We start from the raw sequence: 11,511 nt of genomic DNA on the forward strand, positions 1-11,511 counted from the left end.
CTTCGTGCCGCTGATGAAGCCCGACGGGTTGCTGTTCGCCGGCCATTCGGAAAACTACCTCTATGTGTCGGAGTCGCTCAAGCTGCGCGGCAAAACGGTGTACGAGCTCGATCCCGCCGCCCGCGCCGCCGGCGCTGGCGCCAAAGCCGCGCCCCGCGCGTGAGGATGAGCCATGGACCTCGAACAATTTGCCACCAACGTCTATTACGATAGAACGTTCGACTGCGAAGCCGCCAAGATCTTGCCGGGCGAGTACTACTTCACCAACAAGGATATGCTGATCGTGACCGTGCTCGGGTCCTGCGTGTCGGCCTGCATCCGCGACCGGGTCACGGGCCTGGGCGGCATGAACCACTTCATGCTGCCCGACGGCGGCGGCGACCAGGGCAGCCCGGTGTCGGCGTCGGCGCGCTACGGCACGTATGCGATGGAAATCCTGATCAACGATTTGCTCAAGGCCGGCGCGCGGCGGGAAAATCTGGAAGCGAAAGTGTTCGGCGGCGGCGCCGTGCTCAAGGGCTTCACCGCCATCAACGTCGGCGAACGCAACGCCGCCTTCGTGCTCAGTTTCCTGAAGGTGGAAAAAATCCGCGTGGTGGCCGAAGACCTCAACGACATCCACCCGCGCAAGGTCTACTTTTTCCCGCGCACCGGCAAGGTGCTGGTCAAGAAGCTGATGCAGACCCATAACGACACCCTGGTCAAGCGCGAACAGGATTACGCCAGCCGCCTCAAGGTGGCGCCGGTGGGCGGCGACATCGACCTGTTTTGAACGCTCATAACGAAGACCTGTACATCTGAACGAAAGAGGGCAGCCGCCCGGAAAGTAGCTATGAAGATCAAAGTCCTGATCGTCGATGACTCCGCCCTGATCCGCAGCGTCATGACCGAAATTATCAGCAGCCAGCCCGACATGGAAGTGGTGGGCGTGGCGCCCGACCCGCTGGTCGCCCGTGAACTCATCAAGCAGACCAATCCCGACGTGCTCACGCTCGACGTCGAGATGCCGAAGATGGACGGCCTCGATTTCCTCGAAAAGCTCATGCGCCTGCGGCCCATGCCGGTGGTGATGGTGTCGTCGCTGACCGAGCGCGGCTCCGAGATCACCATGCGCGCGCTGGAACTGGGCGCCGTCGATTTCGTCACCAAGCCGAAGATCTCGATCCAGAGCGGCATGCGCGAATACACGGAGCTGATCGCCGACAAGATCCGCGCCGCCTCCAAGGCCCGCATCCGCGCCCGCGTGCTGCCGCAGCCGGGCGATCCGGCCGCCGCCGGCCAGCTGCCGGCGCTGCGCAATCCCTTGATGTCGTCGGAAAATCTCATCATCATCGGCGCCTCCACCGGCGGCACCGAGGCGATCCGCGAATTCCTGATGCAGATGCCGTCCGACTGTCCCGGCATCCTCATCACGCAGCACATGCCCGAAGGGTTCACGCGCTCGTTCGCCAAGCGCCTCGACTCGCTGTGCAAGATTTCCGTCGTCGAGGCGGCCGGCAACGAGCGCGTGCTGCCCGGCCACGCCTACATCGCCCCCGGCCACTCGCACCTGACGCTGACGCGCAGCGGCGCCAACTACATGACCAAGATCGACCAGGGCGAGCCGGTGAACCGCCACCGGCCCTCGGTCGACGTGCTGTTCCGCTCGGCCGCCCAATATGCCGGCAAGAACGCCGTCGGCGTGATCTTGACGGGCATGGGCAAGGATGGCGCGGCCGGCATGCTGGAGATGAAAACGGCGGGGGCGTATAATTTCGCCCAGGACGAGGCCAGCTGCGTGGTGTTCGGCATGCCGCGCGAGGCCATCGCCATGGGCGGCGCCCACGAGGTCGGCGCGCTGACGGCGCTGCCTGGCATGGTGCTCGGTTATCTGGCCACGCACGGCATGCGTGCACTGCGCGTTTAAATTCGTCGACGATGACGTTTTACGGCGACTTTGTTCGCCCTTCGCCCATCGAAAATGCTATCCTACAACTTGCTGTCAATTGTAGATACTATTAACCACCGCGTAGAGAATCAACGGAGTAATTCATGGCTGATCCAAAGATGAAATTTTTAGTTGTTGACGATTTTTCGACGATGCGCCGCATCGTCCGGAATCTGTTGAAAGAACTGGGTTACGCCAACGTGGATGAAGCCGAAGACGGCGTCATGGCGCTGGCCAAGCTGCGCGCCGAGTCCTTCGACTTCGTCGTCTCCGACTGGAATATGCCGAACATGGACGGTCTGACCATGTTGCAGAATATACGCGCCGATCCCGCCCTGGCCAAACTGCCGGTGTTGATGGTGACGGCCGAAGCGAAGAAGGAAAACATCATCGCCGCCGCCCAGGCCGGCGCCAACGGTTACGTGGTCAAGCCCTTCACCGCCGCCACGCTCGACGAAAAACTCAACAAAATCTTCGAAAAACTCGGAGCCTGACATGGGCGAGCAACATGGCGGCGCCGTCGAGGCAGTGACGGAGCCGAACGAGGAGTTTTTGTCGCGTATCGGTCACATGACGCGCACCCTGCACGACAGCTTGCGCGGCCTCGGGCTCGACAAGCTGATCGAAAAGGCCGCCGCCGATATTCCCGATGCGCGCGACCGCCTCGACTATGTGGCCCGCCTGAGCGAGGACGCGGCGCAAAAGGTGCTCAACGCCACCGACGCGGCCGGTCCCTTGCAGGACCGGATCAGCGCCGACGCCAGGGAGCTCTCCAGTTCCTGGCAGGCGCTGCTCGACGGCGGCAGCGGCGAGCCGCAATGGCGCGCGCTGGCGCAGCAGACCATCGCCACGCTGGCCGCGACCGGCAGCGGCACCAGCACCACCAAAGCCCATCTGATGGACATCATGATGGCGCAGGATTTCCAGGACTTGACGGGGCAGGTGATTAAAAAGGTCACGGTGATCGCGCAAAACCTGGAACAGCAGCTGGTGCAGATGCTGATCGACTTCGCGCCCGAACAAATGAAAAAAGAAATCGACAACGGCTTGCTGAACGGGCCCCAAATCGACCCCACCGGCGAGAATGTGGTCGCCGACCAGGGCCAGGTCGACGACCTGCTCGACAGTCTCGGCTTTTAAAAGCCCGCCGGCGCCGGTCCGGCGGCACGTCCCCCGTGCCCGCCGCGCCGCCCCGGTTTTACCTCAAGTACACACACCATGCATCAATCCAATTTCATCGTCCGTGAACCGCTGCTCGACCCGCAGCAAAACGTGCTCGGCTACGAATTGACGTGGCAGCAGCACAATGGCGCCGTCGTCACCGAAACCGACCTCGAAGCGCTGGTCAGCTTCGTCGCCGAACAAGTCAACGACGACGAACACGGCTGGCTGCTGCGCCATAAAACCCTGTTCCTCGAAGCGGTGCCGGCCATGTTGTCGACCGACGCGCTGTTCGCGCTGCCGCCCGAGCACACGGTGCTCTCCATCCTGACCAGCGAACTGGCCGACTCCGGCACCATGGCCGCCGTGCAGGCGCTGCGCGCCGGCGGCGTCGGCGTGCTGCTGCGCGAAGCGGACCTGTCGCGCCTGGGCAAAAGCCTGCCCAGCATCGCCTCCTATATCGAAGTGAGTTTTTCCGGCGTTGAGGACGTGCCGGCCCAGGCCCGCACGTACGCCAAGCTCAAGCATTCCAGCGTGCGCATGGTCGGCCGTCCGGTCGCCACCTGGGCCGATTTCGACGCCTGCGCCGCGCTCGGCCTGGACGCCTTCGTCGGCAAGCTGCACCTGACGCCCCGTCCCGACGCCGGCAACGACAACAAGGGCATGAACGCGGCCCAGTCCATCATCCTGCAACTGATGCAGCTGGTCAGCCAGAACGCCGACGTGGCCCAGCTCGAAACGCTGCTCAAGCGCGACACGTCGCTGTCCTACAAGCTGCTGCGCTTCATCAACTCGGCCGGCTTCGGCGCCGGGCGCGAAGTGACGTCGATAAAGCAGGCCCTGACCCTGCTCGGCTATGCGCCGCTGAACCGCTGGCTGACCTTGCTGCTGCTGACCGCCACCACCAGCGCCCACTCGCCGGTGCTGATGGAAACGGCCGTCGTGCGCGGCCGCCTGGCCGAGCTGCTGGGGCAGAGCGCGATGAGCAAGAGCGACGCCGAAAACATCTTCGTGGCGGGCATGTTCTCGCTGCTCGACCGCCTGCTCGGCGTGTCGATGGAAGAAGTGCTCAACACGATCCCGCTGTCCGAGGACGTGGTCGCGGCGCTGCTCACGCGCGGCGGCAAATACGGTCCCTACCTGGCGCTGGCGGAAGCCTGCGAACTCAATTCCGACCTGGTGGCGCTGCTCGCCTCGTCGCTGAACCTGTCGCCGTACGACGTCAACAAGGCGCACCTGCAGGCGCTGGCCTGGGCCCAGAACATCGGCGCATAATAATTCGGCCGGGCTTGAATCCAGCGCAAGCCCGGTCCGAATCCGCATTGACAATGCGCTATCCTAAGCCGAATATGCTGGGATGAACGCGAACTCCGACAAAGACTATATCGATGCCAGAATGGAGGGCATCGACGCGCGTTTCGATTCCAGATTCGCGGCCATCGACGCCAAGTTTATGGCCATGGATGTCAAACTCGAAGCCTTGCGTGCCGACCTGGTGAAATGGATGGTCGGCATTTTCATAGCCACGATTGTTATTTTCATTTCGTGCACGACGCTGATGCTGAACGTGATGATCCAGCGCACCGTCGCCGCTCCGGCCCAGATGCAAACGCCCACCCCCATCGTCATCCAGATTCCAGCCATCCCGGCCAATAAATAAACCGTTGCGAGGTATTCGAATGAACGCCAATTCGGACAAGGATTATATAGACGTCAAAATGGAGTCCTTCGAGGCGCGGCTCGATGCGCGCTTCGCCGCCATCGACGTGCGCTTCTCCGCCATCGACGTGCGCTTAGCCGCCATCGACGCGCGTTTCGTCGCGATGGAGGCCAAATTGGCTGAGCTGCGCGCCAGCATTGTCGCCGAGATTGCCAAAAGTATGGCGGAGGTGAACACGCGCCTGGCCGAAATGAGCGACAGGATCACCGACCTGACGAAGTGGTGGGCGGCGACCTTCATCACCACGATAGCCCTGCTTATCACGGGCATGGCGATGATGTGGAACGTCGCGCTGCCGCGCGGACAGCTGGCCCAGGTTCAACAGCCCGCGCCCATCATCATTCAGCTGCCGCCGTGGCCGGTGGCCCCGATGCCGGCCGCGCAGATTGCGGCACCAGCGCCGCCCGCCACCGTGCGCAAATAAGCCGCGAATTTGCTGCAAATCAGGCAGCGCCGCGCGGCTTAAATTTCCAGATTATCGATCAAACGCGTCGAGCCCAGCTTGGCGGCGGCCAGCACCACCAGCGGCGTGCCCTGCGCCAGGTCGCCGGCGCTGGGCGGCTGCAAATCGATGCGCTTGCGGATGGAAATATAGTCCGGCTGCCAGCCGCGCTTGGCCAGTTCGGCCATCGCCTTGTGCTCGAGCTCGAAGATATCCAGATGCCCGGCGCGCATTTCATCGGCGACGAAATTCAAGCCGCGGAACAGCGCCGGCGCCTCGGCCCGCTCCGACTCCGACAAATACATATTGCGCGACGACAGCGCCAGGCCGTCGTCGGCGCGCCAGGTCTCGGCGGCGATGATCTCGGTCGGCACGGCGAACTGGCGCGCCATATTACGCACCACCATCAGCTGCTGATAGTCCTTCTTGCCGAACACGGCCACGCGCGGGCGCACGCAGTTGAACAGCTTGAGCACCACCGTCGTGACGCCGTTGAAGAAGCCGGGGCGGAACTCGCCTTCCAGCGTATTGCCCAGGTCGTCGGGCGGACGCACGCGGAATTCCTGCGGCTCCGGATACAGGTCTTTCTCGGTCGGCGCGAACAGCACGTAGACGCCTTCTTTTTCCAGCTTCTCGACGTCGGCCTGGAAGGTGCGCGGATATTTTTCAAAATCCTCGTTCGGGCCGAACTGAAGGCGGTTGACGAAGATCGACGCCACCACCGGATCGCCGTGCTTGCGCGCCAGGCGCATCAGCGACAAATGGCCTTCATGCAGATTGCCCATGGTCGGCACGAAAGCCGTGCGTAGCTGGCCGCTGAGTTGATCGCGCAATTCGTCGATGGAAGAGATAATTTTCATGGGATGTTCTCGCGATGAGCGTAAAGGGAATTCGGAACCTGCGATGCGGTGCGCGGCCCTCAGGCCGGCGAATAGGCGAGGCGCACATAAATCGGTGCGAACGGCTCGGCCTGGGTAATTTCAATCAGCGTTTCCTTGGCCAGCTCCAGCAGCGCGACAAAGTTCACCACCACCACCGGCACGCCGCCGCCGATGTCGAACAGGTCGGCAAACTCGATGAAGCGCGACGACTGCAAGCGCCGCAGGATGCCCGTCATGTGCTCGCGCACCGACAATTCCTCGCGGCTGATCTTGTGGTGCTGCGTCAGTTTCGCGCGCTTGAGCACATCGAGCCAGGCCTGCTGCAAATCGATGGCCGCCACTTCCGGCCAGCTCGGCACCAGGCTTTGCTCGATGTAGATTTGGGTGCGCACGAAATCGCGGTCCACTTGCGGGATCGCGTTCAAGTCGTAGGCGGCCAGCTTGATCTGCTCATATTCGAGCAGGCGCCGCACCAGTTCCGCGCGCGGATCGCCGTCGTCGGCTTCGAGGTCGGCCTGCCGCTGCGGCAGCAGCATGCGCGACTTAATCTCGATCAGCATCGCCGCCATCAGCAGGTACTCGGCCGCCAGCTCCAGGTTGGCGAGGCGGATCTGGTCCACATACTTCAGATATTGCAGCGTCAGCTGCGCCATCGGGATGTCGAGGATGTTGAAATTCTGGCGGCGGATCAGGTAGAGCAGCAGATCGAGCGGCCCCTCGAAGGCATCGAGGAAGATTTCCAGCGCGCCCGGCGGAATGTACAAATCGGTCGGCATGCGCAGCAGCGGTTCGCCGTAGAGGCGGGCCAGCGCCGCGCCGGTGGCCGCGTCGACCGTCGCCGGCGTGGCGTCGGGCGGCAGGTCGGCCAAGGCGAGCGGAGTGTCGATGGTGTCAATGATGTCGGCGCTGCTGGCGATCGCTGCGGCATCGGCGGCATCGAGCGGCGGCGGAGGCAGGGTTGCCAGCGCCGCCGCCTCGTCACCCGGCGCGGAAGCCGCCGAACCGTCCACTACATCTGGCAGCATCCTCGCCGTCCTGACGGATCAGACCTTGTTCTGGTAGACGTAAGCCTGCTGCTTGACGGCCGATTCCAGCTGGCGTTCCTGTTCCGACAGCGAGATCGGCGCCTTGTCCCACAGCAGGGCGCGGCCTTCGAGCTGACGCTCTTCCATGCCAGGATTCTTTTCCTTCAACGCCTTGATGAACAGGGTGTGATCGGATTCGTAGTTCTGGTGTTGTTTAGTGAGTTTCATATTCCGGTCCAGGTGAAGGTCAGCAAATTGTATTTTACAGCGACGGTGACGGCGGCGATACTTCTATCGCAGCAGCAGCAGCAGCCACCACCGGGGTCAGACCTGCCGCCGAGGCGCGGACTTGCGGCCGCCATCCTCAAGCGGGGTCCGCCCCCGGTTGACGTTAGCGGATGCGCATGCCCGGCTCGGCGCCCGGCCACGGATTGAGGATGTAGATGCCCGGCTTGGCTTTCTCATCGGCGGCCGATGCGGCCAGCACCATGCCTTCGGAGACGCCGAACTTCATCTTGCGCGGCGCCAGGTTGGCGACCATCACGGTCAGCTTGCCGACCAGGTCTTCCGGCTGATACATGGCCTTGATGCCGGAGAAGACATTGCGCATGCGGCCTTCGCCGACGTCCAGCGTCAGGCGCAGCAGCTTGTCCGAACCTTCGACGTGTTCGCAGTTGACGATCTTGGCGATGCGCAGGTCGATCTTGACGAAATCGTCGATCGAGATTTCCGGCGCCAGTTCTTCGATGCCCGTTTCGGTGATGGCGACCGGCGCCGGCTTGGCGGCCTTCGCGGCCTTGGCAACCGGCGCAGCGACAGCGACAGCGGCAGCGGCACCAGCAACGGCGCCCGCAACGGCGGGCGGCGCATCGAACAGCTCCTCGATCATCTTCGCGTCGACGCGCGTCATCAGGTGCGTGTAGGCGCCGATGGTCCGGCCCAGCATCGCCGACGACACCACGCCGCTGGCGACGTCGGTATCGGCCCACAGCAGTTGCGCGTCGTTGAGGAGGGTGGCGACGTTGGCGGCCACGCCCGGCAGCACCGGCGACAGCAAAATCGTCAGCTGGCGGAACAGGATCAGCGCGGCGGTGCAGACGTCGTGCAGCTCCGAGAGCTTGCTCTCGTCCTTGGCCAGTATCCACGGCTTGTTCTCGTCGACATACTGGTTGGTGATGTCGGCGATCTCCATGATTTCCTTGAGCGCCTTGCCGAATTCGCGGTTCTCAAAATGGGCCGCGATGCTGGCCTGGCGCTCGGTGCCATCGGCCGTGGTCAGCGCGCGCTTGATCCAGCCCTGCGCGCCCTCGGACAGCGTGGCCGCCAGCTTGCCGTCGAATTTCTTGGCGATGAAACCGGCGCAGCGGCTGGCGATGTTGACGTACTTGCCGATCAAATCGCTGTTCACGCGGGCCACGAAATCGTCGCCGGTGAAGTCCAGGTCTTCCACTTTCGAGTTCAGCTTGAAGGCGATGTAATAGCGCAGCCATTCCGGGTTCATGCCCAGGTTCAGGTAGCGCAGCGGCGAGATGCCGGTGCCGCGCGACTTCGACATCTTCTCGTTGTTGACGGTAAGGTGACCGTGCACGTTCACCTTCAGCTTGTCGATCACCGGGTGGCCGGCGAATTTGAGCATCGCGGGCCAGAACAGCAGGTGGAAGGAGACGATGTCCTTGCCGATGAAGTGGATCTGCTCGGTGGCCGGATCGTTCAGCAGGGCGTCGAAGTCCATGCCCTTTTTATCGCAGTAGTTTTTCAGGCTGGCCAGATAGCCGACCGGCGCGTCCAGCCACACGTAAAAGAATTTGCCCGGCGCGTCGGGAATCGGAATGCCGAAGTAGGGCGCGTCGCGCGAGATGTCCCAGTCGGCCAGCTTCTCGCCCGCTTCGCCCAGCCACTCGCTGACCTTGTTGACCATCTCCGGCTGCAAGCGGCCCGGCGTGTTCAGCCAGTCCTTCAGGAACTGGTAGCAGCGCGGGTCCGACAGCTTGAAGAAATACTGCTCCGACGGTTTCAGAATCGGCGTCGCGTTGGTGAACACCGAAAACGGATTAATCAACTCGGTCGGCTGGTAGGCCGCGCCGCACACTTCGCAGTTGTCGCCGTATTGGTCCTTGGCGTGGCACACCGGGCACTCGCCCTTGATGTTGCGGTCGGCCAGGAACATGCCCTTGACCGGATCGTAAAAACGGTCGACGACCTTGGTCACGATCAGGCCCGTGTCGCGCAGCTTGCGGTAGATCCCCTGCGACAGTTCGACGTTTTCCGGCGAGTCGGTCGAGTACCAGTTGTCGAAGGCGATGTGGAAGCCGTCGAGGTACTGGGCGCGGCCGGCGGCGATCTTGGCGACGAATTCCTGCGGCGTGATGCCTTCCTTTTCGGCCGCGATCATGATCGGCGTGCCGTGGGTGTCGTCGGCACCGACGAAGTGCACTTCGCGCAGAGCCGCGCCGTCGCGCTGCATGCGCTGGAAACGGACCCAGATATCGGCCTGGATGTATTCCATCATGTGGCCAATGTGGAAGGCGGCGTTTGCGTAGGGCAGGGCGGTGGTGACGAACAGCTTGCGGGTCATGATTGATGCACTTTGTGGGGGGAGGAAAGGGGTATTTTAACAGCCGGCGGGCCCAATGCGCACCTTGGGCGCAGGGGCAATCCTGTTTTTCCGTCTATTTTGCGCTAGACTGCGGGATCACTTACGGAGATTTACATGAGCATCACGGTAGAAGACGTCAAAGCGGCATTGTCTAAAGTTATAGACCCGAATACAACAAAGGATTTCGTCGCCGGTAAAACGGTCAAGAACGTCCAGATCGACGGCGCCGACATTTCCCTCGATATCGAGCTGGGCTACCCGGCCAAGAGCCAGTTCGACGCCATCCGCGCCAGCGTGGCCGCGCCCTTGCAGGTCCTGGCCGGCGCGGGCAAGGTCAGCGTCAACGTCTACAGCAAGATCATTTCGCACTCGGTGCAGCGCGGCCTGAAGCTGATGCCGACGGTGAAAAACATCATCGCCGTGGCCTCGGGCAAGGGCGGCGTCGGCAAGTCGACCACCGCCGTCAACCTGGCGCTGGCGCTGGCCGCCGAAGGCGCCTCGGTCGGCGTGCTCGATGCCGACATCTACGGCCCGTCGCAGCCGATGATGCTCGGTATCAGCGGCCGGCCGCTGACCAAGGACGGCAAATCGATGGAGCCGATGGAAAACCACGGCCTGCAAGTGTCGTCCATCGGCTTCATGATCGACCCCGACGAGCCGATGGTGTGGCGCGGCCCGATGGTCACGCAAGCCTTGCAGCAGCTGCTGGAGCAGACCAACTGGCGCGACCTTGATTACCTGATCGTCGACATGCCGCCGGGGACCGGCGACATACAACTGACGCTGTCGCAGAAGGTGCCGGTGACGGGCGCGGTGATCGTGACGACGCCGCAGGACATCGCGCTGCTCGACGCGCGCAAGGGCTTGAAGATGTTCGAGAAGGTCGGCATTCCCATCCTCGGCATCGTCGAGAACATGAGCACCCACATCTGCTCCAACTGCGGCCATGCGGAAGAAATCTTCGGCTCCGGCGGCGGCGCGAAAATGTGCGCCGACTTCGGCGTTGAATTCCTCGGCGCGCTGCCGCTGACGATGGCGATCCGCGAGCAGACCGATTCGGGCACGCCGACCGTGGTGGCCGAGCCGGACGGCCCGGTGGCGGCGATCTACAAGGACATCGCGCGCAAGATCGCGGTGCAGATCGCGGAGAAGGCCAAGGACATGACCAGCAAGTTCCCCAGCATCGTTATCAAGAACGACTGAAAACGATTAAAACAGTTTTAACCGTTTATACGGTTTCACCCAGGAGATCAGCACAATGATTACAGCGACGCAAATGGTAGGCCGCTTGGTGGCGGCCACCCTCATTTCGGCAAGCGTGGCGGCGGGCGCGTTCGCGCAGTCGGTGTCGTTTGTGGAACCGGCCGACGGCGCCGTCGTCAGCAGCCCGTTCAAGGTCAAGTTTGCCGTCAGCGGCATGGACGTCAAGCCGGCCGGCGAAATTGTGGCCAAGTCCGGCCACCATCATCTGCTGATTAACGCGGAGCCGGTCAAGGCCGGCGAATCGGTGCCGTTCGACGCCACCCATCTCCACTTCGGCAAAGGCCAGACCGAAACCGACGTCACGCTGCCGCCGGGCGCCTACACGCTGACGATGCAGTTCGCCAACGGCGCGCACCAGTCCTATGGGCCGGAGATGAGCAAGACCATCAAGGTGACGGTCAAGTAGTTTTTGCGAGGAAGGGCGCGGTAGCGGCATGCGCGCCCGCAGCGCGACTTCGGGGTCAGACCACGGTTTCGAGAGATTCATTCGAAACCG

General features: G+C 62.9%; 12 protein-coding genes and 2 pseudogenes. 10 read left to right on the forward strand and 4 right to left on the reverse strand.

Features of this window, described 5'->3' with window-relative positions; genetic code table 11:
• The 8 genes and pseudogenes from Q0S71_RS20945 to Q0S71_RS20980 form a co-directional block, all read left to right on the forward strand.
• Positions 1-163 (forward strand): annotated as a pseudogene (locus tag Q0S71_RS20945) (chemotaxis protein CheR); the annotation flags it as partial.
• Positions 164-172: 9 nt separating this feature from the next.
• Positions 173-772 carry a chemoreceptor glutamine deamidase CheD gene (cheD, locus tag Q0S71_RS20950; RefSeq protein ID WP_295999991.1) on the forward strand — a complete coding sequence of 200 codons (600 nt, stop codon included), beginning with the start codon at positions 173-175 and terminating at the stop codon, positions 770-772.
• A 60-nt stretch (positions 773-832) separates the two neighbouring features.
• Positions 833-1,906, forward strand: coding sequence for a chemotaxis response regulator protein-glutamate methylesterase (locus Q0S71_RS20955; protein WP_295999992.1), 1,074 nt, complete (start codon positions 833-835; stop codon positions 1,904-1,906).
• Between the two features lie 125 nt (positions 1,907-2,031).
• Positions 2,032-2,421, forward strand: coding sequence for a chemotaxis response regulator CheY (cheY, locus tag Q0S71_RS20960; RefSeq protein WP_008450066.1), 390 nt, complete (start codon positions 2,032-2,034; stop codon positions 2,419-2,421).
• A 1-nt stretch (position 2,422) separates the two neighbouring features.
• On the forward strand, positions 2,423-3,067 hold the full coding sequence (gene cheZ / locus Q0S71_RS20965; RefSeq protein WP_296000002.1) for a protein phosphatase CheZ: 645 nt from the start codon (positions 2,423-2,425) through the stop codon (positions 3,065-3,067).
• A gap of 78 nt (positions 3,068-3,145) precedes the next feature.
• Positions 3,146-4,363 carry an EAL and HDOD domain-containing protein gene (locus tag Q0S71_RS20970; protein WP_296000003.1) on the forward strand — a complete coding sequence of 406 codons (1,218 nt, stop codon included), beginning with the start codon at positions 3,146-3,148 and terminating at the stop codon, positions 4,361-4,363.
• 82 nt (positions 4,364-4,445) lie between these two features.
• On the forward strand, positions 4,446-4,748 hold the full coding sequence (locus Q0S71_RS20975) for a hypothetical protein (RefSeq protein ID WP_296000004.1): 303 nt from the start codon (positions 4,446-4,448) through the stop codon (positions 4,746-4,748).
• Positions 4,749-4,767: 19 nt separating this feature from the next.
• Entirely contained in the window at positions 4,768-5,232 is a 465-nt protein-coding gene (locus Q0S71_RS20980) for a hypothetical protein (RefSeq protein ID WP_296000006.1), read from the forward strand.
• Between the two features lie 38 nt (positions 5,233-5,270).
• On the opposite strand, the gene panC is transcribed toward Q0S71_RS20980, so the two are convergent.
• The 4 genes and pseudogenes from panC to metG all read right to left on the reverse strand — a co-directional run bounded on the left by panC (position 5,271) and on the right by metG (position 9,731).
• Positions 5,271-6,110, reverse strand: coding sequence for a pantoate--beta-alanine ligase (panC, locus tag Q0S71_RS20985; RefSeq protein ID WP_296000009.1), 840 nt, complete (start codon positions 6,108-6,110; stop codon positions 5,271-5,273).
• A gap of 59 nt (positions 6,111-6,169) precedes the next feature.
• Positions 6,170-6,982: pseudogene (locus Q0S71_RS20990) on the reverse strand (ScpA family protein); the annotation flags it as partial.
• Between the two features lie 192 nt (positions 6,983-7,174).
• Positions 7,175-7,384 carry a DUF3460 family protein gene (locus tag Q0S71_RS20995; RefSeq protein WP_296000013.1) on the reverse strand — a complete coding sequence of 70 codons (210 nt, stop codon included), beginning with the start codon at positions 7,382-7,384 and terminating at the stop codon, positions 7,175-7,177.
• Between the two features lie 163 nt (positions 7,385-7,547).
• Positions 7,548-9,731 carry a methionine--tRNA ligase gene (gene metG, locus Q0S71_RS21000; RefSeq protein ID WP_296000014.1) on the reverse strand — a complete coding sequence of 728 codons (2,184 nt, stop codon included), beginning with the start codon at positions 9,729-9,731 and terminating at the stop codon, positions 7,548-7,550.
• Positions 9,732-9,866: 135 nt separating this feature from the next.
• On the opposite strand from metG, the gene apbC reads away from it, so the two are divergent.
• Both apbC and Q0S71_RS21010 read left to right on the forward strand, forming a co-directional pair.
• A complete protein-coding gene (gene apbC / locus Q0S71_RS21005; RefSeq protein ID WP_296000015.1) occupies positions 9,867-10,955 on the forward strand; it encodes an iron-sulfur cluster carrier protein ApbC in 1,089 nt (362 codons plus the stop codon).
• Positions 10,956-11,028: 73 nt separating this feature from the next.
• Positions 11,029-11,421, forward strand: a complete 393-nt coding sequence (locus tag Q0S71_RS21010) for a DUF4399 domain-containing protein (protein ID WP_296000017.1) — start codon at positions 11,029-11,031, stop codon at positions 11,419-11,421.
• Positions 11,422-11,511 lie beyond the last annotated feature (90 nt).

This window comes from Rugamonas sp. (assembly GCF_025354735.1).
Taxonomy (GTDB): domain Bacteria; phylum Pseudomonadota; class Gammaproteobacteria; order Burkholderiales; family Burkholderiaceae_D; genus Rugamonas.